This is a genomic window from Streptomyces cyslabdanicus (genome assembly GCF_052663305.1).
The window spans coordinates 102,686-125,157 of the sequence record NZ_JBQRUW010000024.1 but is presented as its reverse complement, the minus strand read 5'-3'; the positions used below and the strand labels follow the sequence as shown (position 1 = coordinate 125,157).

At 72.4% G+C, this 22,472-nt stretch carries 18 protein-coding genes; 3 read left to right on the top strand and 15 right to left on the bottom strand.

The features are described 5' to 3' along the window. Window positions 1–639: 639 nt before the first annotated feature. The 11 genes from ACTYVM_RS15940 to ACTYVM_RS15890 all read right to left on the bottom strand — a co-directional run bounded on the left by ACTYVM_RS15940 (window position 640) and on the right by ACTYVM_RS15890 (window position 12,574). On the bottom strand, window positions 640–1,617 hold the full coding sequence (locus tag ACTYVM_RS15940) for an alpha/beta hydrolase (protein WP_445526506.1): 978 nt from the start codon (window positions 1,615–1,617) through the stop codon (window positions 640–642). Between the two features lie 274 nt (window positions 1,618–1,891). Then, complete coding sequence (kynU, locus tag ACTYVM_RS15935) at window positions 1,892–3,088, bottom strand: kynureninase (protein ID WP_445526505.1); 1,197 nt, start codon at window positions 3,086–3,088, stop codon at window positions 1,892–1,894. Further along, a complete protein-coding gene (locus tag ACTYVM_RS15930) occupies window positions 3,081–3,938 on the bottom strand; it encodes a tryptophan 2,3-dioxygenase family protein (protein WP_445526504.1) in 858 nt (285 codons plus the stop codon). Before ACTYVM_RS15930 ends, kynU begins: the two co-directional genes overlap by 8 nt. 146 nt (window positions 3,939–4,084) lie before the next feature. Next, complete coding sequence (locus ACTYVM_RS15925) at window positions 4,085–4,498, bottom strand: DUF3151 domain-containing protein (protein ID WP_445526503.1); 414 nt, start codon at window positions 4,496–4,498, stop codon at window positions 4,085–4,087. Window positions 4,499–4,573: 75 nt separating this feature from the next. Next, window positions 4,574–6,076 carry an MFS transporter gene (locus ACTYVM_RS15920; RefSeq protein ID WP_445526502.1) on the bottom strand — a complete coding sequence of 501 codons (1,503 nt, stop codon included), beginning with the start codon at window positions 6,074–6,076 and terminating at the stop codon, window positions 4,574–4,576. 146 nt (window positions 6,077–6,222) lie between these two features. Next, window positions 6,223–7,254 (bottom strand): class II fructose-bisphosphate aldolase, encoded by a 1,032-nt coding sequence (fbaA, locus tag ACTYVM_RS15915; protein ID WP_445526501.1) that lies wholly within the window; start codon window positions 7,252–7,254, stop codon window positions 6,223–6,225. Window positions 7,255–7,417: 163 nt separating this feature from the next. Next, window positions 7,418–7,966 carry an orotate phosphoribosyltransferase gene (pyrE, locus tag ACTYVM_RS15910; RefSeq protein ID WP_445526500.1) on the bottom strand — a complete coding sequence of 183 codons (549 nt, stop codon included), beginning with the start codon at window positions 7,964–7,966 and terminating at the stop codon, window positions 7,418–7,420. A 10-nt stretch (window positions 7,967–7,976) separates the two neighbouring features. Then, the gene (locus ACTYVM_RS15905; protein ID WP_445526499.1) at window positions 7,977–8,774 is read right to left on the bottom strand and encodes an aldose epimerase family protein; all 798 of its coding nucleotides are present in this window, start codon (window positions 8,772–8,774) and stop codon (window positions 7,977–7,979) included. Between the two features lie 316 nt (window positions 8,775–9,090). After that, window positions 9,091–10,104, bottom strand: a complete 1,014-nt coding sequence (locus tag ACTYVM_RS15900; protein WP_445526498.1) for an SRPBCC domain-containing protein — start codon at window positions 10,102–10,104, stop codon at window positions 9,091–9,093. Window positions 10,105–10,304: 200 nt separating this feature from the next. Next, the gene (locus ACTYVM_RS15895; protein WP_445526497.1) at window positions 10,305–11,957 is read right to left on the bottom strand and encodes a polyamine aminopropyltransferase; all 1,653 of its coding nucleotides are present in this window, start codon (window positions 11,955–11,957) and stop codon (window positions 10,305–10,307) included. Window positions 11,958–12,046: 89 nt separating this feature from the next. Beyond that, window positions 12,047–12,574 carry a DUF2617 family protein gene (locus ACTYVM_RS15890; protein WP_445526496.1) on the bottom strand — a complete coding sequence of 176 codons (528 nt, stop codon included), beginning with the start codon at window positions 12,572–12,574 and terminating at the stop codon, window positions 12,047–12,049. 873 nt (window positions 12,575–13,447) lie between these two features. Between ACTYVM_RS15890 and ACTYVM_RS15885 the strand changes: the two genes are divergently transcribed. Further along, entirely contained in the window at window positions 13,448–14,638 is a 1,191-nt protein-coding gene (locus tag ACTYVM_RS15885; protein ID WP_400030170.1) for a pyridoxal phosphate-dependent aminotransferase, read from the top strand. Between the two features lie 108 nt (window positions 14,639–14,746). On the opposite strand, the gene ACTYVM_RS15880 is transcribed toward ACTYVM_RS15885, so the two are convergent. From ACTYVM_RS15880 to ACTYVM_RS15870, 3 genes are all read right to left on the bottom strand, one after another. Continuing rightward, window positions 14,747–15,310, bottom strand: a complete 564-nt coding sequence (locus tag ACTYVM_RS15880) for a YbjN domain-containing protein (RefSeq protein WP_400030172.1) — start codon at window positions 15,308–15,310, stop codon at window positions 14,747–14,749. A 337-nt stretch (window positions 15,311–15,647) separates the two neighbouring features. After that, a complete protein-coding gene (gene clpB, locus ACTYVM_RS15875; RefSeq protein WP_445526495.1) occupies window positions 15,648–18,245 on the bottom strand; it encodes an ATP-dependent chaperone ClpB in 2,598 nt (865 codons plus the stop codon). 380 nt (window positions 18,246–18,625) lie between these two features. Beyond that, complete coding sequence (locus ACTYVM_RS15870) at window positions 18,626–18,961, bottom strand: hypothetical protein (protein ID WP_445524617.1); 336 nt, start codon at window positions 18,959–18,961, stop codon at window positions 18,626–18,628. A gap of 345 nt (window positions 18,962–19,306) precedes the next feature. Here ACTYVM_RS15870 and ACTYVM_RS15865 point away from each other — a divergent pair, with 345 nt between their 5' ends. Further along, window positions 19,307–20,251, top strand: a complete 945-nt coding sequence (locus tag ACTYVM_RS15865; RefSeq protein ID WP_445524882.1) for a helix-turn-helix transcriptional regulator — start codon at window positions 19,307–19,309, stop codon at window positions 20,249–20,251. A 19-nt stretch (window positions 20,252–20,270) separates the two neighbouring features. Beyond that, window positions 20,271–21,260, top strand: a complete 990-nt coding sequence (locus ACTYVM_RS15860) for a helix-turn-helix transcriptional regulator (RefSeq protein ID WP_445524618.1) — start codon at window positions 20,271–20,273, stop codon at window positions 21,258–21,260. Here the strand turns inward: ACTYVM_RS15860 and ACTYVM_RS15855 are convergent. Continuing rightward, window positions 21,223–22,266 (bottom strand): helix-turn-helix transcriptional regulator, encoded by a 1,044-nt coding sequence (locus tag ACTYVM_RS15855; protein ID WP_445524619.1) that lies wholly within the window; start codon window positions 22,264–22,266, stop codon window positions 21,223–21,225. The two genes, ACTYVM_RS15860 and ACTYVM_RS15855, sit on opposite strands and share 38 nt — an antisense overlap. Window positions 22,267–22,472: the final 206 nt, after the last annotated feature.

Genomic DNA, 22,472 nt, shown 5'->3' with positions numbered 1-22,472 from the left:
AGCAGGGCCCGACGCCATCCGCCTGCCCTCGCCCCGACGCCCGGCTTCACTTCCTGGCCGGGCCTCGGGCCCACTGCGGGGCCGGCACTCAGGTCCGCTCCCGGGCCGGCATTCGGTTCCGCTCCCAGGTCAGCACTCGGACCGGCCCCCGGTCGCCTTCCCAGGCCGGGATGCGAGCCCGCACCCAGATCCGCGCTCGGGTCCGCTCCCGGGCCGGCACTCGGTCCCATACCGAGACCGGCATCCGGTCCGGTCTCCGGCTCGGTCTGCGGTCCGGTCTCCGGTCCGGTCTCCGGCTCGGTCTGCGGTCCGGTCTCCAGTCCGGTCTCCGGTCCGGTCTCCGGTCCGGTCTCCGAACCCGCGCCCGGTCCCGCGACCCCGCCCGGTCCCGCGACCCCGCCCGGGCTCGCGGCCCCGCCCGGGCTCGCGGCCCCGCCCCGCCTCTCCCGTCCACTCCCCACGGCTCATCCCCTCCGGCTCCGCCCGGCCACCGGGCCGATCTGGAAGGGAAGTTACGGATCCGGGGCCGTAGCCCGCGTCCCGCCAGGGAGGTGTTCGCGGCCGTAGCTCTCAAGTACTACGGGTACGACCGGGTTGCCCCGGTCGAAGGGCGGGTCCCGGTCGGGACGAAGGCCGGAGTCACCACGCCAGCTGCGCGATCTCCTCCGCCACCACCGCGCACGCGTCGGCCGCCGGGTCGATCAGGGGGAAGTGGCCGACGCCCTCCAGGAGGGTCAGGCCCACCACCTCGCCCGCCTTCGCCGCGGCCTCGGTGTAGGACTCCGCGACCACCTGCGGTACGTCCAGGTCGTCGCGCCCCTGGACGAGGGTCGTGGCGATGCCGGTCGGCAGCAGCAGAGCCGGGTCGGCGCAGGGCTGCCGCTCGACGAAGCCCTCTTCCCCACCCAGCAGTTGTCGGGCCGCACCGCCGCACACGTCCAGCTTCTCGGCGACCGCGAAATCGGCGATGGGGGCGAGCGCGACCACGCCCCGCAGCGGGGCGGGACGGTCCGTGCGCCAGGGCGCGTCCGCGGGCAGGACGTGCCGGGCCGCCGCCCACAGGGCCAGGTGGCCGCCCGCCGAATGGCCGGTGAGCACCGTGCGCCGCGTGTCGGCCTGCGGGAGCGCCTCCCGGGCCAGCCCGGGCAGCGCGTCGAGCGCCGCCGCCACGTCGTCGAACGTGTCCGGCCAGCGGCCCGCGACCGCGTCCTCGCCCGGCGCCGCCGGGGTGGCGCTGCCGCGCCGGTACTCGACGCAGGCCACGGCGAAGCCCCGGCGGGCGAGGAAGTCCGCGAACGGCGTGATGTGGCGGCGGTCGTACGGGGCCCGCCAGGCGCCGCCGTGCAGCACCACCACGAGCGGGGCGCGCGGCGCGGGCCCCGAGGTGCCGGCCGCACTGCGCGGGCGGTAGAAGTCGACGACCTGGTCGGGGTGGTCGCCGTAGGCGGCCGTGCCGTCGGGTGCGACGGGCGCGTGCGAGAAGACCGACTCCTCCTCCGCGGCGGCACGCGCGGCCGCGTCACGGCCGGGGGTGCTCCCCGGTTCCGCGGCGGTGGGGGTCTCCCCCGCCCGAGCGGACCCGAGCGCTCGGGGGAGGGGGGCGTCGGCTTCCGGCATGCTCCAACCTCTCAGCGGTGAAACGGGTTTGGCGGTCCGGAATGGAAATCAACCGACCGTTGGCCGGGACGGTATCAGGCCCGTCACGTGCCCCGACATGGGGATGTCACGCTGGGTGAGGCCAAACGGTTCTGCCGCACGATCCGGGACCGTGCGGCAGGAAACCTCCGTTCCGGTACGCCCGCGGGAGCCGGGCACTCCCGCGGGAGCCCGGCTACGCCCGCGCGAGCCGGGCGTACCCGGCGCGTCAGCCGGCCGGCGCCTACGTCGGCATCTACGCCAGCACCTCCGCCAGCACCCGCGCCGCCCGGTCCGCGTCCGCGAACCCGACGTAGAGCGGGGTGAAGCCGAAGCGCAGGACGTCGGGGTGCCGGAAGTCGCCGACCACCCCGCGTTCGATCAGCCGCTTCATCGCCTCACCGGCGTCCGGGCAGCGCAGGGCCACCTGGCTGCCGCGCTCCTCGTGGGCCGCCGGGGTCAGGGACTCCACGCGTCCGGCGGGGACGTACGCGTCGACGCACTCCAGGAAGAAGTCCGTCAGCGCGAGGGACTTGGCGCGTACGGCCTCGACCGGCACCCCGTCCCAGACGCCCAGCGCCGCCTCCAGGGCGAGCAGGGAGAGGATGTCGGGGGTGCCGACCCGGCCACGCAGCGCACCCGCCGCCGGTTCGTAGCCGGGCCGCATGCCGAAGGGCTCGGCGTGCGAGTTCCAGCCGGGCAGCGGGGAGTCGAAGCGGTCCTGCACATCGCGGCGGACGTACAGGAAGGCCGGTGAACCCGGGCCGCCGTTCAGGTACTTGTAGGTGCACCCGACCGCCAGGCGGACCCCGTGCTCGTCCAGCCCCACCGGCAGGGCGCCCGCGCTGTGGCACAGGTCCCAGACGGCGTACGCGCCCACCGCGTGCACCGCGGCCGTCAGGGACGGCAGGTCGTGCAGCCGGCCCGTGCGGTAGTCGACGTGGTTCAGCAGGACGGCGGCGGTGCGCGCGGTGAGCGCCCCGGGCACCTCGGCCGGCGTCACCGGGCGCAGCGCGCAACCCGTCATCCGGGCCGCCGACTGGGCGATGTACCCGTCCGAGGGGAACGTCGTCGCGTCGACCAGGATCTCGTCCCGCTCGCCCGCACCGTCCTGCCGGGCCATCCGGACCGCCGCCACCAGCGCCTTGAACACGTTGACGCTGGTCGAGTCGCCCACCACGACCTGGCCCGGCGCGGCCCCGACCAGCGGGGCGATCCGGTCGCCGACCCGCTCGGGCGCGGTCCACCAGCCGCCCTCCGTCCAGGAGCGGATGCGCAGCTCGCCCCACTGGCGGCGTACGACCTCGCCGATGTGGTCCGGGACGTTCGCCGGGAGCGCGCCCAGCGAGTTGCCGTCCAGGTAGACGCCCTCGTCGAGGACGAACCGGTCGCGCAGCCCGGCGAGTTCGTCGGCGCCGTCCAGCTTCTCGGCTCGGAGGGTCAGCTCAGACATGGGACCTCGCCGTCCACAGCTCGGGGAAGACGTTCTTCCGGGCCCGCTTCTCCAGCCAGGCCACCCCGGCGGAGCCGCCCGTGCCGGACTTGGCGCCCATCGCGCGGCGGGTGGCCACGAGGTGGTCGTTGCGCCAGCGCCACACCAGTTCGGCGACGTCGGTCAACGCCTCGCCGAGCCGGGCGAGTTCGTCGTCCTGGTCACCGGCGTAGAGCGCCGTCCAGACGGCCTCGACCTCCTCGCTGGGCTCGTAGCGCAGCGACACGTCGCGGTGCAGCGCGGCGTCCGGGACCGCGTGCCCGCGGCGGGCGAGCAGCCGCAGCACCTCGTCGTACAGGCTCGGCTCGTGCAGCGCCTTCTCCAGTTCCGCGTGGGCGCGGGGGGCGCCGCGGTGCGGGACGAGCATCGAGGCGGACTTGTCGCCGAGCAGGAACTCCATGCGGCGGTACATCGCCGACTGGAAGCCGGAGCCCTCGCCGAGGGCGCCGCGGTAGCTGTTGAACTGGGCCGGCGTGAGTGCGGCGAGCGGCGTCCAGGAGGCGTTCAGCGCCTGGAGTTCCCGTACGGACCGCTTCAGCGCGGCGATCGCCGTCGGCACGTCGTCCGAGCGCAGGGCGCGGGCCGCGGTCTCCCACTCGTGGACGATGACGGTGAACCACAGCTCCATCACCTGGGTGGTGACCAGGAAGACCATCTCGCCGGGGTCGTCGGAGAGGGTGTGCTGGAGGTGGGTGAGCACGTCCGCCCTGACGTAGTCCTCGTACGGCGTCGTGCCTGCGAAGTCGAGATGCGGGGTCTCGGGCTCAGAGGCCTCAGCAGGCTGAGGAGTCGGGTGAGCCGGTTGGGACATCGCTGTCTCCTGTAGTACTCCGGGTAGCGGTCCGCCCCTGCCGATGCCGGCACGGGGGCCCCGGTCCCCATCCGCATCCTGCGCATCACGTGCACAGATCGCAAGGCCCGCCCGGTCGCACCGGCGGGCCTCGCGTGCGTACGGGGTCAGCCCAGCGTGTGCGCGGCCGTCTGCGAGGAGTCCTTCAGGAACTGCGTGCAGCGCTCGTACTCCTCCTGCTCGCCGATAGCCTGGGCGGCGCGCGCGAGGGCGTGCAGGGCGCGCAGGAAGCCGCGGTTGGGCTCGTGCTCCCAGGGGACCGGGCCATGGCCCTTCCAGCCGCTGCGGCGCAGGGCGTCCAGACCGCGGTGGTAGCCCGTCCGGGCGTACGCGTACGACTCCACGGCCGCCCCCCGCTCGAAGGCGTCGTCGGCCAGCTGGGCCCAGGCCAGCGACGACGCCGGGTACCGCGCCGCCACCTCGGCCGGCGAGGTTCCCGTCGCGAGGAGCTCACGCGGCTCCGGGTCGTCGGGAAGGTGGGTGGGCGGCGGGCCGCCCAGGAGGTTCTCGTGAATGGTCATGGGGTCCAGTCTGCTGCATGGCCCGTGAGCGGTGACGGCTGCTCCCGGCCGCCGCAGAACGGCCCGTTCTACGGCTCACGCGGCCGGTGCGGTGCCGGAGGCCGCACCCCCGCGCCCCGTCTCCAGCGGCGGTGTCGTCACACTGCCGTGGGTGCGGCACTCGGGCCGGCGGCAGCCCCGGGCCGGGCGGCGGACGGTGGCGAAGGCGAGGACCGCCCCCACCACCAGGACCGCCGCGCAGATCGGCATGGCCCGGTGGAACGCGGCGTCGAAGGCGTCCGCCGAGCGGTAGGCCTCCGGGCCCATCCCGGCCAGCAGCGGCAGCGCGGCCACCGCGATCAGACCGGCCGCGCGGGCGGCCGCGTTGTTGATGCCGCTGGCAAGACCGGCGCGGGCGGTGTCCACCGAGGCGAGCACGGTGGCGGTGAGCGGGGCGACCAGGGTGACCATGCCCGCGCCCATGACCAGCAGGGCCGGCAGCACGTCCGTGAGGTAGTCCGCCCCCGCGCCGACCCGCAGCATCAGCAGCAGCGCCGCCGCGCACAGCAGCGGCCCGGCGGTGAGCGGCAGGCGCGGCCCGATGCGGTCGGCGAGGGCGGCCGAGCGGGCCGAGAACAGCAGCATGAGGACGGTCGTCGGGAGCAGGGCGGTACCCGCCTCGAGCGGTGAGTAGCCGGACACCACCTGGAGTTGCAGGGCGGTGAGGAAGAAGAAGCCGCCGAAGGCCGCGTACACGCACAGGGTGACCAGGTTGACGGCGGTGAACTGGCGGGAGGTGAAGATGTCCGGCGGCATCATCGGATCTCGGCGGTGCTTCTCCACGTACACGAAGGCGACGGCGGCGAGCACGCCCGCGGCGGCGGTCAGGGCGACGACCCAGGTGCCGCCACGTGCCTCGATCAGGGCGTACGTCACCAGGGCCAGGGACAGGGCGCCGAGGGCCGCGCCCAGCACGTCGAAGCGGCCGTGGGCGGTGCGGTCGCTGGACTCGGGGACGTGGCGTACGGCGACGGGGGCGCAGACCAGGGCCAGTGGGATGTTGAGCAGGAAGACCCAGCGCCAGCCGGGCCCGGCCACCAGCCAGCCGCCGAGGAACGGGCCGACGGCCGCGCCGATGCCGCCGAAGCCGGACCACAGGCCCACGGCCCTTGCGCGGTCGTCCGGGTGGAAGGAGGCCTGGATGAGGGCGAGCGAGCCGGGGGTGAGAAGGGCGCCGCCGACGCCTTGCAGGGCGCGGGCGGCGACCAGGACGGTCGCGTTCGGGGCGAGGCCGCAGCACAGGGAGGCGGCGGCGAACCAGACGACGCCGAGCACGAAGACCTTGCGGCGGCCGTAGCGGTCGCCGAGTGAGCCGCCGAGGAGGATCAGGCCGGCCAGGGTGACCAGGTAGGCGTTGACCGTCCACTGGAGCGCGGCGAGGTTCGCGTGCAGGTCGCGGCCGATGCGGGGCAGGGCGACGTTGACGACGGTCGAGTCCAGCAGGGCCATGCTGGAGCCGAGCACGGTGGTGAGCAGGATCCAGCGACCGGTGGGACTGGAGATCCTCACGACGGGGGCGTGCTGTGCGGTGACAGCCATGAGGGGATCATCCCGCGCCGGCCGGCCCTGAGCCAGTGGACACACGACGGGCCCGGTGCCGCAGCACCGGGCCCGTCGGAAGGAACCGGAGGAACCGAAGGAGCCAAAGGAACCCGAGGAACCAAAGGAACCCGAGGAACCGGGAGTTACTTGATCTTCGTGCCGGTCGAGCGGAGGTTGCCACAGGCCTCCACCACGCGCTTGGCCATCGACGCCTCGGCCAGCTTGCCCCAGGTGCGCGGGTCGTAGGTCTTCTTGGAGCCGACCTCGCCGTCGACCTTGAGGACGCCGTCGTAGTTCTTGAACATGTGGTCGGCCACAGGACGCGTGAAGGCGTACTGGGTGTCGGTGTCGATGTTCATCTTCACCACGCCGTTCTCCAGCGCCGTGCGGATCTCCTCCTCCGTGGAGCCGGAGCCGCCGTGGAAGACGAAGTCGAACGGCTGGCTGCCGGCCGGGCGGCCGTACTTCGCCGCGACGCCCTCGTTCAGCTCCTTCAGCAGGTCGGGGCGGAGCACGACGTTGCCCGGCTTGTACACGCCGTGCACGTTGCCGAAGGAGGCGGCCAGCAGGTAGCGGCCCTTGTCGCCCAGGCCCAGGGCCTCGGCGGTGCGGATCGCGTCCTCGACCGTGGTGTACAGCTTGTCGTTGATCTCGTGGGTGACGCCGTCCTCCTCGCCACCGGTCGGGGTGATCTCCACCTCGAGGATGATCCGGGCGGCAGCGGTGCGGACGAGCAGTTCCTGAGCGATCGCCAGGTTGTCGGCGAGGGTCTCCGCGGAGCCGTCCCACATGTGGGACTGGAACAGCGGGTTGCGGCCGCTCTTGACGCGCTCCTCGGAGATCGCGAGCAGCGGACGCACGTACCCGTCGAGCTTGTCCTTCGGGCAGTGGTCGGTGTGCAGCGCGATGTTGACCGGGTACTTCTCGGCGAGGATGTGCGCGTACTCGGCCAGGGCGACGGCCCCGGTGACCATGTCCTTGCTGTACTGGCCACCCAGGAACTCCGCACCACCCGTGGAGATCTGGACGATGCCGTCGCTCTCCGCCTCCGCGAAGCCGCGCAGGGCCGCGTTCAGGGTCTGGGAGGAGGTGACGTTGATGGCCGGGTAGGCGAACTTGCCTGCCTTCGCCCGGTCGAGCATCTCGTTGTAGACCTCGGGGGTTGCGATGGGCATCTGTCCGCTCCTTGTATGTGCGGGGTGCGTTCTGCGTACTTACGGCCCTGACCTAGGGAGTGACGTCATCGTCGGCCCCATCTTCGCAGACGTTGCCGGATGTGTCGGACACCCTGCCCGGCCGGTGGACGACCGGGTCACGCGCTACGGACCCGGGCCCGCCTCAGTCCAGTCCGAGGTCGTCCTTCGAGTACGCGAAGACGTACGGCACCCCGGCGCCCTCACTGATCTTCTCGGCCGCGCCGGTGGCCCGGTCGACGATCGTCGCCACGGCGACCACCTCGGCGCCCGCCTCGCGCACCGCCTCGACGGCGGTCAGCGGGGAGCCGCCCGTGGTGGAGGTGTCCTCCACCACCAGGACGCGGCGGCCCTTGATCTCCGGGCCCTCCACGCGCCGTTGCATGCCGTGGGCCTTGGCGGCCTTGCGGACCACGAAGGCGTCCAGTGTGCGCCCGCGCGCGGCGGCGGCGTGCAGCATGGAGGCCGCGACGGGGTCGGCGCCCATCGTCAGGCCGCCCACCGCGTCGAAGTCGAAGTCGGCGGTCAGGTCCAGGAGCACCTGCCCGACCAGCGGCGCCGCCTCGCCGTCGAGGGTGACGCGGCGCAGGTCGATGTAGTAGTCGGCCTCCAGGCCGGACGACAGCGTCACCCTGCCGTGCACCACGGCCTTGTCCTTGATCTGCTGCAGCAGCTCGCCACGAACGTCGCTCATGACAGCCAGCTTAAGCGCGGTGCCAGGTCCAGGTCGTCGAGGCCTCCAGCGGCTCCAGCGGGGTGACCAGGCGCGGGAGGGTGTTCAGACCGTCGGGCGGGCCGGTCTGCGGCTCCACGCACACGGCGGCCTGCTGCTCGTCGTAGACGACGACCCATTCCTCGCGGCTGGTCACCCTCAGCTCCAGCTGCCCGGGCCAGGTGAGCGTGACGTCGACGCCGCCGGGCATGCCGAAGCAGTCGTCCCAGGGGCCGGGCCGGGGCTCGACGCGATGCCCGGTGGGCAGGTGGTCGTCGCCGCGCTCCTCCTGCCAGGCGGGCCGGAAGTCGACGCGGGCGTCCTGGGCGCCGGCGCCCCCGAGGGTGCGGTTGAACCACGGGTGCCAGCCGATCTGCGCGGGGAAGGACGACTCGTACGTCTCCACGGACATGGTCAGCGTCAGCGCGTCCTCGGTCAGGGCGACGGCCTGGGTGACACGGCCGGGGTAGGGCCAGGGGGCGACGAGGTCGTACGTGATCACCGCCTCGGCCGCGGAGCTGCGGGCGGTGCGCCAGGCGCCGTCGCGGGCGGTGCCATGGATGGCGTGCGGTGGGGAGTTGAGCGGCATCTGGTGGACGGCGGCACCGTCCCGGAAGCGGCCCTCGCGGATCCGGCCGCACCAGGGGACCATCGGGAAGCAGCCGAAACGCTCTCCCTGGCGGAGCAGTTCGAGGCCGCCGACGCGCAGACTGCCGATACGCCCGCCGTTGCCCGGCTGCACGACCGCTTCCGCGTCACCCGCGGTCAGCGTGATGTCTTCGTTCCTCACCCCACGAGGCTACTTGGCCGATCAGGAAGACGTTCGGCGTCGCGGTCGAGCGGGGGCGCGAACGCGGGCAAGGGGCGGGCCGAGCGGAGGGGGCGAGCAGGGAGAAGCACGGAGCCGGGCCGAGCGGAGGCGACGAACAGGGAGAAGCACGGAGCCGGGCCGAGCGGAGGCGACGAACAGGGAACGGTACGGAGCCGGGCCGAGCGGAGGCGACGAACAGGGAAGGGTACGGAGCCGGGCCGAGCGCCGGGCGGGAAGGACCGGAGCCGGGCCGCCACCGGGGTACCGGGGCGGCGGGCCGCCACAGGGGCGGTGCTCAGCGGCGACGCCTCAGAGCCCGGCCCGCGACGATCACCGACGCCACGACCAACGCCGCCGCGGGCACCGCCCAACGGAGGGTGGACCCGGCGGAGACGGTCAGCGGCGCGGGGACGGGGGCGTAACGGCCTCGGGGCGGGGCGTGGTCGACCTCCTCGGCGCTGCGCCCGATCATCGTCCGCCGCGCGTGCGCCGCCTCGGCGGGCGGCTCGGCGGTCTCGGCGAAGTCCTCGGAGACGGGGGGCTCGTCGTCCTCGTCCTCCTCGTCGGCCAGCGGGTCGAGGGAGGAGGGCGGCACCTCGGCGTCGAAGACGGAACCGCGCCCGCCCGGCCCGGCCGGGTGCGCCTCGCCCTCGTCCCCGACCGGCGGCGCCGGCGCGTCGTCCGCGTCCGGAGCGGCCTCGAAGTCCCCACTCGCCAACGGGGCGAAGTCCTCGGTCGCCTCCTCGGCCAGCCCCACGACCCCATCGGCCCCAGGCGCCTCGGCTTCACCGGACTGCGACTTTTCGGCGGCCTCCGGTTCGGCCACCTCCACTTCAGGGGCCTCCGCGTCTGCAGCCTCCGGTTCGGGGGCCTCCGGTTCGGGGGCGGGCGGCTGGGTGGACAGGTTTTCCGCGAAGCGGTTCAGGAGACGGATCGTGGCGGTGTGGACGGCGTCCGGGGACAGCTCGGTGACGCGGCCCTCAGCACGAGCGGTGCCGTCGAAGGTGAGGGTGGAGCCACCGTCGGTGTCGCGGAGGCGGAGCGTGAGCGTGAGTTTCACCGAACCGGTGCCTCGGGACTCGGCCCCGTCGCCCTCGACGGCGTAGGAGCCGTCGTCGAGCGCACGGACGCGCAGGGTGCCGCGGTAGGTGATGGAGTGGCTGCCGATCCGCACCTTGAGCCGACCGCTGACGGGCCCGCCACCCGCGTCCTGCTGGAGCCCGGGAACCGCCCGGGCAACCCGCGCCGGATCGGCGAGCGCCCTTCGCAGCCGCCGAGCCGGAACCGGAACGAACACCTCGTGCTCCATGTCAGCCGAGGGTACCCAGTGCCGCCCCCGATTACCCTCCCCTCGGCCACAACCCGTCCCCGTGGGACATCCCCGGGCTCGGCCTTGCCGCCGGGTGGCTCCCAGCGAGCAGGACGGCACGCAGGACGGCACGGACCACCACGATCCGCGCGCTGCCCCCACGTACCGCACACACTGGCGGCGGACCCGGATCAGCCCGTCTACCGGGGGTGGACCAGCGTCGACGGCGGAAGGCCGGGGACGCGGGTAGGGGACGCGGCGCGGGCGGCCGCCGCGAGCGACTCCGGCGTGAGCGTACGCGGGGCGGGGGCCCGCGGGTCCAGGCGGAGGGCGGGTGGCATGCGGCTGGCCAGGACGAAGCCCCAGTCACCCCGGTCACCGCCCCGGTCACGGGAGGCGTGCGAGGCACCGGCCGTGCGGTCGGGCCCGGCGGCGGAGCCGGAGTCGCGGCCGTCCACGCGGTACGGCAGGGTGCGCAGTCCGGCGGCCCTGACCGTGGCCTCCACCGTCCAGAACTCCCGGGGCCGCGAGGCGACCGGTCCGGCGTGCACCACCAGCCGGCCGCCGGGTGCCAGGGCCCGCCGGGCCAGGCCGTAGAACTCCTGCGTGTACAGCTTCGCGCTCGCCGTGATGCCCGGATCGGGCAGGTCACCGATCACCACGTCGTACGCCGCCGGCGGCGCCCCACGCAGCCAGTCGAAGGCGTCGGCGGTGCTCACGTGCACGCGCCGGTCGTCGAAGGCGTGCTCGCCCAGTCCGGCCAGTACCGGGTCACCGCGCGCCAGCCGGACGAGCGCCGGGTCGCGCTCGACGACGTCCACCCGCTCGACGCCGGGGTGCCGCAGCACCTCGCGTGCGGCGAGGCCGTCGCCGCCGCCGAGGATCAGCACCCGCGCGTGCGGCCCGCTCATCGCGGGGTGGACCAGCGCCTCGTGGTAGCGGCGCTCGTCGCGGCCGCCGCCCCGCAGCCGCCCGTCGAGGAACAGGCGCGGCGGACGGCCCCGGGTGCCGCCGGTGAGGACGACCTCCTGCTCGCCGGTCCGCAGCGCCACCCGGACGTCCGCGCCGTACATCGCCTGCCGCGCGGCCCGTTCGAAGTCGCCGACCAGGGCGGTGAGGGAGGCGAGCAGACCGAGCACGGCGACGTTGGCGACGAGCAGCAGCCAGCGGCCGCGTGGGGTCAGGTCCCGCGGGAACAGGCCGAGCACGAGGACGCCGCCCGCCACGGCGTTGACGGCGCCGGTCACCAGCGCTCCGGTCAACTGCCCCAGCAGCGGCAGCAGGAGGAACGGGAACGCGAGTCCGCCGACGAGCGCGCCCACGTAGTCCGCCGCGAACAGGTCGGCGACCGCACCGCCCGCGTCCTGGCGGCGGATCCGCTGGATCAGCTCCATCAGCAGCGGCACCTCCGCGCCGATCAGCAGGCCGATGGCCAGGGAGAAGCCGACCAGCAGGCAGCGCGGACCGTTCGCCCACACGCCGCCCCAGCCGCCGGTCCAGGCGAACACCGCGTACAGCGCCATGGCGCTGCACCCGCCCACCAGCGCGAGCGCCGCCTCGATCGCGCCGAAGGCGACGGCGGCGTGCCGGCGCAGCCGCTTCGCGGCGAGCGAGCCGATGCCCATCGCGAACACCATGACGGACAGCACGATCGACGCCTGGGTGACCGAGTCGCCGATCAGGTACGAGGCCAGCGCCACGAGTTCGAGCTCGTACACGAGTCCGCAGGCCGCGCAGACGAAGACACCCGCGAGGACGAGGAACCGGCCGGTTCCCGGCCGGACGGGCAGTCGCGCGGGGCCGTTGAAGGGCGGCGCCGCGCCGGGCGGGGCCGGGGCGTGCGATTCGATCACACCCGTGACGTTACGTCACAGAAGTGGGACGCTTCGTCACCCACATGTGTGGAAAGGGATGTCGTCGCGCCGCGCGTGTTTACCCGCGCTCACCTCGCTCCGGCCGGCGCGGAACGGCGCACCCCCACCCTGGTCCGGGTGGCCACCAACTGGCCGTCCTGCGGGTAGGCGTGCCAGGTCCGCCAGTGCACCTGGCCGTCGCGCCACTGCGCCAGCATCGCGGTGAACGCGTTCGGGCTGCCCGGGAAGACACCCGCCAGACCGTGCGGATGCTCGGAGACGAGGGCCAGCAGCTCCTGGGCGCGACCGGTGAACGACCCCGGCGTCAGGAACTCGACGCGGGCGGCGAACTCGTACTCCCAGTCGTCGGCCCGCTTGGCGACGCCGAGCGGCAGCGGTGTGCTGGAGCCCGGGATGCACGCCACGGTCTCCGAACAGCTTCCCCGCTCCTCCTCCAGGAGCACCTGGTGGGACGCGCCGAGGAGTCTCAACTGGAGTTTTGTCCCGGTCAGTTCGAGGTCCAGGGTGGCCAGCGCGGGCAGCGGCTCGCGTCCCAGGGCCCAGGCGAGGTCGGCCGCGCTCGTGTCGGTGTAGGAGGTGTTCAGGGTCGTGAGCATGGATCGGCTCCGCTAGCACGCAAAGAAAAAGAAAGGAGAGGAACGGGCCGGCACGCCCCGGTGGACACGGGGACGACGGCCCGGTCAGCCCAGCTCGGGAGGGGGGTGCTGGACATCCGAGGGGCTGCGTCGGTAGAGGCAATCATGAACAGCGGTTCCGCCACAGGGTTTTTACCCAACTTCGTGCGGTTTCCATCCCTCAGAGGGCCTCACAGCTCAACTGTTCAACCATGGCGGGTGCCAGGGCGTGCGCGACGGGGGCCGGTGCACCCGCCGGAGACTTCCCCCGGCGGGCGCCGGCCCGGATGCGGTTCCCCCGCGGAGCTCGGCTGCCCCGTGTCAGCTGCCTCCGCCGCATCCGCCCCCGCACGACGACCCTCCGCCGCACGAGGAATGCCCCCCGCAGGAGTGACCCCCACACGAGTGCGACCCCCCGGAATGTCCCCCTCCCGAGTGACCCCCTCCCGAGTGATGGCCACTGTCGGACGAGCAGCCACCGCCGCCGCCGTCCGACCCGGCCCACCAGCCGACGCCGCCGCTCGCGCTTCCCCCGCCGACCGACCCCGTGCGCCGGCCCCGCGACGACTTCACGAGCCGGACGCGGCGGGCCCTGCCGCGCCCGACCGCCACGGCGGCCACGCACAGCACCGCGATCAACGCCAGGACGATGCCCAGAACCATGGCGCCCCCTCCCTCCGATCCCCAGGACCCCCGGCCGGGGCGCCCGGGGCCGTTCCCCCGGACGCCCGCCGTACGTTCCCGGGGCGTTCCGCCGAAGCGGCCCCCCGCGGGCGCCTCGCAGCGTGCCCGGGAGATGCCCGGCCGCAGGACCGGCCAAAGCACACTTGAGGAAGTCCAGAGCTTGGACGGAGGATGGCCGGCATGACCTCCAGCGCACGCCCGCTCCTCAACCGCCGGCTCGCCGAGTTCGGGACGACGATCTTCGCCGAGATGTCCGCGCTCGCCGTGCGGACCGGGTCGATCAACCTGGGGCAGGGCTTCCCCGACACCGACGGCCCCGAGGAGATCAGGGAGGCGGCCGTGCGCGCGTTGCGCGACGGGCGGGGCAACCAGTACCCGCCAGGTCCCGGCATCCCCGAACTGCGCACGGCGGTCGCGGAGCACCAGCTGCGGCGGTACGGGCTCTCCTACGACCCGGACACCGAGGTGCTCGTCACCGCGGGCGCCACCGAGGCGATCGCGGCCACGCTGCTGGCGCTGCTCGAGCCCGGCGACGAGGTGATCGCCCTGGAGCCGTACTACGACTCCTACGCCGCCTGCATCGCGATGGCGGGCGGGAAGCGGGTGCCGGTGACGCTCCGGCCGGACCACGAGGAGGGTGCGTTCCGGCTCGACCTGGACGAGCTGCGCGACGCGGTGACCCCGCGGACCCGGCTGCTGCTCCTGAACACCCCGCACAACCCGACCGGCACCGTCCTCACCCGCGCCGAACTGGCCGAGATCGCGCGGCTCGCCGTCGCACACGACCTGCTCGTGGTGACGGACGAGGTGTACGAGCACCTGGTGTACGACGACGCCGAGCACATCCCGCTCGCCACGTTCCCGGGTATGCGCGAGCGCACGGTCACCATCTCGTCAGCGGGCAAGACGTTCTCGTTCACGGGCTGGAAGGTCGGCTGGGTCACCGCCGCCGCTCCCCTGGTCACGGCGGTCCGCTCGGCCAAGCAGTTCCTGACCTACGTGAGCGCCGGACCGTTCCAGTACGCGGTCGCCGAGGCGCTCGCCCTCCCCGACAGCCACTTCACCGGTTTCCGCGAGGACCTGCGCGCCAAGCGCGACCTGCTCGCCACCGGACTGGCCGAGGCGGGCTTCGAGGTCTTCCGCCCCCGGGGCACGTACTTCGTCACCACCGACATCGCCCGGCTCGGCGAGAAGGACGGCATCGCCTTCTGCCGTACCCTGCCCGAACGCTGCGGCGTGGTCGCCATTCCCAACGCCGTCTTCTACGACGACCGGGAGGCGGGCCGCACCCAGGTCCGTTTCGCCTTCTGCAAACGGACGGACGTCCTGCGCGAGGCCGTGTCCCGCCTGCGGAGCCTGTGAGCCGGGGTACGCGCGCCGCTACGGCGAAGAGCCCGGTCCCGGGTACGCGGCCATGGTCGGCTCGCGTCCCGGGCCGGGCTCTCGCTTCTGTGCGTGACGGCCGGGAGACTACTTCTCGTCGTCCTCGGGCTTGTCCGCCTCGTCGACGTCCTGCTCGACGGGCTTGTCCGTCTCGTTGATGTCCTGTTCGAGGCCGAGCTGCTCGACGAGCCACCGGTCGAACTCGATGGCGGCCCGCACCCAGCTGACCGTCGAGGAGACGAAGTGCTCCAGGCTCACGCCCATGCCGATCAGCATCTGCGCCTCGCCGATGAGGCGGACGGTGCCGTCGTCGTGGGTGTGGCTGTACACCTTGGGCCACAGGGTGCGCCGGTTCCAGTCGTCGATGGACTCCAGCAGTTGCGGCTTCTCGTCGATCTTGTGGGGCCGGTCGTAGAACGTCCGCACCGAGAAGACCTGCTGGTCGGCCTCGCCGCGGAACATGAAGTACGTACGGAACTGCTCCCACGGCGCCGCGAGGTCGCCCTCGTCGTCGACGACGTACTTGAGCTCCATCTGGTCCAGGAGCTGCTTCACGAGGTCCTGATCCGGGACGACGGGGCCCGCCGGTCCCTGGGGCTGCGGCTCTGGCTTGCCCCCGAAGTTCGGAATCGAGGACGGGTCGATGCTCACCGTGTTTTTCCCTTCGTACGGATCTCGCCATCCTCCCTCATGCGGGGAGGGGGGTGGCAAGCCCTCCGGGAGCCTGTCAGCCCTGGGCTGACACGATCCGGCCGTCAGGTGGACGTCCGGCAAACGGAGGTGGGGGTCATGACGCGGACACGGGGCGGGACGAAGGCACTGCCCTTCCTCGTCGCCTTCGCGGGCATCGTGCTGTCCGCCTCCGAGTACCCACTGAACGGAGGACCCACGGGGAACCCCGTCCCGGCCCGGACACGGCCCCGGCGTTCACGGCGTTCACGGTGCGACGCGGTCCGCCACCCACCGTGGTGGCGGACCGCGCCGGGGGCTACAGCGTCTTGCCGGTCGCCGGGCCCACCAGCAGGCCCTCGCCGAAGCGGTCGACGCGGACCGTGTCGCCGTCCTTGATCTCGCCGGAGAGGATCTCCTTGGCGAGGCGGTCGCCGATGGCGGTCTGGACCAGACGGCGCAGCGGGCGGGCGCCGTAGGCCGGGTCCATGCCCTCCTCGGCGAGCCAGGCCAGGGCGTCGGGGGTGATGTCCAGGGTCAGGCGGCGCTCCGACAGACGGCGGGCGAGCCGGTCGATCTGGAGCCCGGCGATCCGGCTCAGCTCCTCCTTGGACAGGGCGGAGAAGACCACCAGGTCGTCCAGGCGGTTGAGGAACTCCGGCTTGAAGGAGGTGCGGACCGTCTCCAGGACCTGCTCCTTCTTCTCCTCCTCGCTCGTCAGCGGGTCGACCAGGTACTGGCTGCCCAGGTTCGAGGTCAGCACCAGGATGGCGTTGCGGAAGTCGACGGTGCGGCCCTGACCGTCGGTGAGGCGGCCGTCGTCCAGCACCTGCAACAGGATGTCGAAGACCTCCGGGTGGGCCTTCTCCACCTCGTCGAGCAGCACCACGCTGTACGGGCGGCGGCGCACCGCCTCGGTGAGCTGGCCGCCCTCCTCGTAGCCGACGTAGCCGGGCGGGGCGCCGACCAGCCGGGCCACGCTGTGCTTCTCGCCGTACTCCGACATGTCGATGCGGACCATGGCCCGCTCGTCGTCGAAGAGGAAGTCGGCGAGCGCCTTGGCGAGTTCGGTCTTGCCGACGCCGGTCGGGCCGAGGAAGAGGAACGAGCCCGTGGGCCGGTCCGGGTCCGCGATGCCGGCCCGGCTGCGGCGCACGGCGTCGGAGACGGCCCGCACGGCCTCGGCCTGGCCGATGAGCCGCCTTCCGATCTCCTCCTCCATGCGCAGCAGCTTCTGCGTCTCGCCCTCCAGCAGTCGGCCGGCCGGGATCCCGGTCCAGGAGGCGACCACGTCGGCGATGTCGTCGGGGCCGACCTCCTCCTTGACCATGGTGTCCTTGGCGGCCTCCTCCTCGGCCTGCGAGGCGGCCTCCAACTCCTTCTCCAGGTCGGGGATCTCCCCGTACAGCAGCTTGGAGGCAGTGTCGAAGTCGCCGTCGCGCTGGGCGCGTTCGGCCTGGCCGCGCAGGTCGTCCAGGCGCTCCTTCAGCTCACCGACCCGGTTGAGGGCCTGCTTCTCCTTCTCCCAGCGGGCGGTCAGGCCGCGCAGCTCCTCCTCCTTGTCGGCGAGGTCGCGGCGCAGTTTCTCCAGCCGCTCCCGCGAGGCGGCGTCGGTCTCCTTGTCGAGCGCCAGCTCCTCCATACGCAACCGGTCGACGCCGCGCTGGAGTTCGTCGATCTCCACCGGGGAGGAGTCGATCTCCATGCGCAGCCGGGAGGCGGCCTCGTCGACGAGGTCGATCGCCTTGTCGGGCAGGAAGCGTGAGGTGATGTACCGGTCGGACAGGGTCGCGGCGGCCACCAGCGCGGAGTCGTTGATCTGCACCTTGTGGTGGGCCTCGTAGCGGCCCTTGAGCCCGCGCAGGATCGCGATGGAGTCCTCCACGCTGGGCTCGGCGACCAGCACCTGCTGGAAGCGCCGCTCCAGCGCCGGGTCCTTCTCGATCCGCTCCCGGTACTCGTCGAGCGTCGTGGCGCCGACCATGCGCAGCTCGCCGCGGGCCAGCATGGGCTTGAGCATGTTGCCGGCGTCCATCGCGGAGTCGCCGCCGGCGCCCGTGCCGACGACGGTGTGCAGCTCGTCGATGAAGGTGATGATCCGGCCGTCGGACTCCTTGATCTCCGCCAGGACGGTCTTGAGCCGCTCCTCGAACTCGCCGCGGTACTTCGCGCCCGCGACCATCGCCCCGAGGTCCAGCGCCACCAGCCGCTTGTCCTTCAGCGACTCGGGCACGTCGCCCTTGACGATCCGCTGGGCGAGCCCCTCGACGACGGCGGTCTTGCCGACGCCGGGCTCACCGATGAGCACCGGGTTGTTCTTGGTGCGGCGCGACAGCACCTGCACCACGCGGCGGATCTCCTGGTCCCGGCCGATCACCGGGTCGAGGCGGCCCTCGCGCGCCGCGGCGGTGAGGTCCGTACCGAACTTCTCCAGGGCCTTGTACTGGCCCTCGGGGTCGGGTGTGGTCACCCGGCGTCCTCCCCTCGCCTTCGAGAAGGCGTCCTGAAGCTTCCTGGCGGTGGCGCCCTGCCCGGACAGCACCTCGCCGGCCGCGCCGCCCTTCGCGGCGATGCCGATGAGCAGGTGCTCGGTGGACAGGTACTCGTCCCCGAGGTCGGCCGCCCTGCTCTGCGCGTCCGCGATCACGGCGAGCAGCTCGCGGTTGGGCTGCGGCGGCGCGACCGTGGACCCGGTCACGCTGGGCAGCGAGGCGAGCACGCGCTCGGCGCCGGAGCGGACGGAGGCCTGGTCGGCGTCGACGGCCGACAGCAGGTCGACGATGTTCTCGTTCTCCTGCCCCTCGAGCAGGGCGAGGAGCAGGTGGGCGGGGGTCAGGTCGGCGTGCCCCTCCCGTACGGCCCGGTTTCCGGCCGCGTTGATCGCGTCACGGCTCCTGTTGGTCAGCTCGGCGTCCACGGTCGCTTCTCTCCTCCTTGACGAGCGCTCTCAGCCCACATCTCCCAGTGCTGACTGCATCAGCGTACACAAACTTGAGTCTATTCCACTCAAGGTGGGACCGGGAGCTTTCCCGCGGAGGGGATCGAGGAGGTCGGGGCCGGCGCGAAGGCGGCACACACGGCGGCGCCCGGGGCGACCCGTCCCGCGTGATGATCGGAATCGGGTCGCCCCGGGCGCCGGGACACGACTGAGCGGCGGTGGCCTTTTTCGGCCAGTGATCGAATCCGCCGATACCCGGAGATTCCGGGAAAACGACAGCGGCGTCACCGTGTTCAGGTCACGGTGACGCCGCTGCGGGGGGAAGCACCTGAGCGATCTGTTACGACGGGGGAATCGCGTCAGGCACTGCGGGGGGTGGCAGTGATGGTTCTGAGGACCGAGGGTTCCGCGACCACCTGCCGGTGGTCCCTCTGGTCCAGGTTCACGAAGATCATTCCGTAGCGGACGGCACACCGTACGGGCTGCGGCGCCCCCCGAGGCCGCCGCAGACACCGGTACGCCCGTACGTCACCGTCCTCGTCCCGCGTGACGACGACCGGCTCACCGAAGACGGTCACCATCAGCGAGTCACCGCTGTGGGGGAGGGCGGTGACCAGGTCGATGAAGTGCCAACCGGAGCGGTAGGCGGTGGCCATCTCGCGGCGGAAGGAACGGTCGTCGGGTGGAGTGGTCACATCAGCTCCCAGAGCCTTGTGACGGTCCAGCGAGCCCCTTGGACACGACCACTGCCGGCCAAGCGCTGTCCGCTTGAGCATTACCCTTCACACCCGTCAGGCCACTCAGCGCACCGAGTGCCACAACGGTGGAGAAGGCTGCCACAAGCACCGAGCGAAGCATTTTCTTACTCATAGTCGGCTTCGTCCTCACTTGAAGGTCCCCTCTTCCCCCGTCGGATACGACGATGGCTCATTCAGGCACGTCATGGCCACACAATCGATGCATCATGTTCCTGCATGTTCAGGACCCTGGGGGGTGGAGATTTGACAACGAATCGGGCAGAGGTGGCGCATTCCCACCCGATGACCGAGATGTGCGAGGAAGGCGGCCGTCTCTATGCGCATGCTCTGCGCGTGGGACGCCTCACCCGTGCCGATGCCGAATCCGCCCCTTGCCTGATGGAATTCAGTCTCCTGCGCCCCGATCCGGACGACGCCGACTGGCTGCGCCCCGTGTCGCCGGCCGTCGCCCTGGCCCAGCGACTCAACCCCATAGAGCAGGAGATCGCGGACCGCCGACGGTTGTCGGTCCGTCTCTCGGACGCGTTCGAGCCGTTCATGGCCCTCAGTACCCAGACATCGGTGAGCACCGACGCCATCACGGTCCTGGAGGGCGGAGAGCGGATCAACGCGGCGCTCAACCTGGCCGCGACCCAGTGCCAGTCCGAGATGCTCACAATCCAGCCGAGCGGCAACCGCCCGGAACACAGTCTCCTGCAGGGGCTGGACCGCGACCGACTGCTGATCGAACGCGGTGTACGGATCCGCACCCTCTATCAGCACACCGCGCGCTACAGCCCTGAAAAACTGGCCTATGTCGCACAGTTGCCCGTAAGTAAGGCCGAGTACCGCACCATCGACGAGCTGGTCGAGCGTTTGATCATCTGCGACGAGACCGTGGCGTTCATCCCGTCCCGGGACGACCAGCAGGTCGCGCTGGAGCTACGTCATCCCGGCCTCGTGCGCTACCTCACCAAGCTCTTCGAGTTCTTGTGGGACCGCTCGGTCCCTCTGCGCACCGGCGCCCCCTACGAAACCGCCTCTGACGGCATCACGGAGATCCAGCACTCCATCGCCAAGCTTCTCGTCGAAGGCCACGTCGACGAGGCCATCGCGCGTCGCCTGGGCATGAACGTGCGCACCTGCCGTGCCCACATAGCCAAGCTGGCCACGGCCCTGGGCAGTGGCAGCCGAGCCCAACTCGGGTATCTCATAGCCCAGTCGGGAATTCTGGACCAGGACCACTGACGGCAAGGGGACGAACGGCGTGACGTCGGCACCGCATCCGGACCACCAGCCGGAGGACCTGTGCTCACCGGGCACGGCGCTGTACGAACGAGCCCTGCGCCAGGGGCAGGTGGCCGCCCAGGAGGCCGCCGTCGCACCCTGCTTGGTCGACTTCGGACTGCTGTACCCCTCGGTCGCCGACGCGAGCCGGCTCGAACCCGTGCCACCCGCCGCCGCCCTGCACCGGCTCCTCCGGGGCTCCGCCGAGCGCATCGCCGAGGAGCGACGGCGCGAGGAGCGGCTGACCGAGACGTTCGAGACGCTGATGCGCGTCGAGGGACCGCGTACCGTGGGGCCGCGCTCGTCGGCTCTCAGACTCCTCAGCGGTACTCGCCGGATCAACCAGGCCATCACCGAGACCATGGCCGAGGCGAGCCAGGAGATCCTGTGCGTGCAACCGCACTCGGGCCTCCTCGGACGACGCGTCGAAGAGGCCCGGGCCGTGGCGCTGGTGCGCGACCAGGAGCTGCTGGACCGAGGTGGCCGCATCCGCACCCTGTATCAGCACACTCTGCGTCATGTGCCCTCGGTGGCCGGCTATCACGAGAAGCTGACCGGCGACGTCGAGGTCCGCACCCTCGACGAGGTCACCGACCGCCTCATCATCGTCGACCTCCGGGTTGCCTTCATCCCCGCCAATGGCGACGGCACCCTCGCGCTCGAAGTGCGCCACCCGGCGCTCGTGGGGTACTTCGCCACCACCTTCGACCGGCTGTGGCGGCTTGCCACCCCCATGTATCCACTGGCCGTCCCACAGCCGTCCGCAGGCCGCGTCACCCCCCGCCAGCGCGCCATCGCCGGACTCCTCGTCGAAGGCCACACCGACGCCGTCATCGCCGAACGCCTCGGCATGAACGTGCGCACCGCCCGCGAGCACATCGCCAAGCTCGCCGCCACCCTCGGCAGCGGCAGCCGGGCCCAGTTGGGCTACCTCATCGGGCAGTCGGGAATTCTTGACCCGGAACCGTGAACGGCCCCACGCCCACGGTGCTCGGCGGTCCGTCCAGCCCTGCCTGGGCGATCCGCACACCCAGCTGCGTGCGGCTGGCCGCGCCCAGCGTCTCCGACAGCCGGGCGATGTGCGCCCTGCAGGTGCGGACGCTGATGCCCAGCCGCTCGGCGATCACCGCGTCCTGGTGGCCCTCGGCCAGCAGCGCCGCGATGGACCGCTCACGGTGGGAGATGCCCTCGATGCCCGTGTCGGGCAGCGGCGCGGTCAGCGGGATCGCCAGCCGCCACAGCCGCTCGAAGACCGTCCCCAGGTACTCCACCAGCGCGGGATGACGCAGCTCCAGCGCCATCGTGCAGTCGGCGTTGGCGGGTACGAAGGCGACCGTGCGGTCGAAGAGGATCAGCCGGTCGATCACCTCGTCCAGTGTGCGCGCCTCGACCGCGTCGCCCATCAGCTCCAGGTAGTTGAGCAGCCCCTGGCCGTGCCGGGCCACATGCGTGTACAGGTCCCGCATCCGCACCCCGCGCCCGCGCAGCGCCAGCGCCCGGTGCAGCCCCTCGGACAACTCGTGCTCGCGGCGGATGCCGCCCGGCTGGACGGTCAGCACCTCGGCGGTGCACGCCTCGGTCGCCTCGTCCATCGCCGCCTGGATGCGGGACAGTCCGTCCAGCACCCGGATCGCCGTGCCCTCCACGGCCGCCGAGGGCACCCGCACCTGCCGGCCGAGCCCGGCGTACCGCTCGACGGCGGACACCACCGAGCCCACCCGCCGGTGGCTCTCACTCACCTCGGCGTACATCCCGCGCAGCAGCCGGGTCATGACCTCCTGCGGCGCGGTCGGCACCAGGAAGTCCATGTCGTCGGGGTCCGGGTGCAGCAGGGCGAGTTCAAGCAGGCAGGGCACCGGCTCGGCGAGCCGGCGCGGCACCCGGCCCTGCCGTACGGCCCGGGAATACACGTGCTCCCCGGCCTCGCACAGTCGGTCGGCACCGTGTGGATGCTCCTCCGTCCCGTGCCCGGTCATGCCCCATCACACCCCCGGTTTCCGCGTCTTCCGCAGCGCAACTATGCGCGGAGCGGACCGGCTGTGCAACACGGCTCCTTCCGGCGCGACCCCCGAGAACCAGCGGTTTCGACCGGTGTGCACCAGCCTCCACCGGACGGATCGCAGCGCGGCGAAGTCGGCTGCGAAGTCCGCTGTCGAACCCGACCGCGCCCCGCCTGTAAGGA

Excerpts from the sequence above, each read along its gene's own strand:
- ACTYVM_RS15885 (WP_400030170.1), top strand. The coding sequence starts at position 13,448 with ATGGCCGGCATGACCTCCAGCGCACGCCCGCTCCTCAACCGCCGGCTC.
- ACTYVM_RS15940 (WP_445526506.1), bottom strand. The coding sequence starts at position 1,617 with ATGCCGGAAGCCGACGCCCCCCTCCCCCGAGCGCTCGGGTCCGCTCGG.
- pyrE (WP_445526500.1), bottom strand. The coding sequence starts at position 7,966 with ATGAGCGACGTTCGTGGCGAGCTGCTGCAGCAGATCAAGGACAAGGCC.
- ACTYVM_RS15855 (WP_445524619.1), bottom strand. The coding sequence starts at position 22,266 with ATGACCGGGCACGGGACGGAGGAGCATCCACACGGTGCCGACCGACTG.
- ACTYVM_RS15865 (WP_445524882.1), top strand. The coding sequence starts at position 19,307 with ATGACCGAGATGTGCGAGGAAGGCGGCCGTCTCTATGCGCATGCTCTG.
- kynU (WP_445526505.1), bottom strand. The coding sequence starts at position 3,088 with ATGTCTGAGCTGACCCTCCGAGCCGAGAAGCTGGACGGCGCCGACGAA.
- fbaA (WP_445526501.1), bottom strand. The coding sequence starts at position 7,254 with ATGCCCATCGCAACCCCCGAGGTCTACAACGAGATGCTCGACCGGGCG.
- ACTYVM_RS15925 (WP_445526503.1), bottom strand. The coding sequence starts at position 4,498 with ATGACCATTCACGAGAACCTCCTGGGCGGCCCGCCGCCCACCCACCTT.
- ACTYVM_RS15930 (WP_445526504.1), bottom strand. The coding sequence starts at position 3,938 with ATGTCCCAACCGGCTCACCCGACTCCTCAGCCTGCTGAGGCCTCTGAG.
- ACTYVM_RS15890 (WP_445526496.1), bottom strand. The coding sequence starts at position 12,574 with ATGCTCACGACCCTGAACACCTCCTACACCGACACGAGCGCGGCCGAC.
- ACTYVM_RS15900 (WP_445526498.1), bottom strand. The coding sequence starts at position 10,104 with ATGGAGCACGAGGTGTTCGTTCCGGTTCCGGCTCGGCGGCTGCGAAGG.
- ACTYVM_RS15920 (WP_445526502.1), bottom strand. The coding sequence starts at position 6,076 with ATGGCTGTCACCGCACAGCACGCCCCCGTCGTGAGGATCTCCAGTCCC.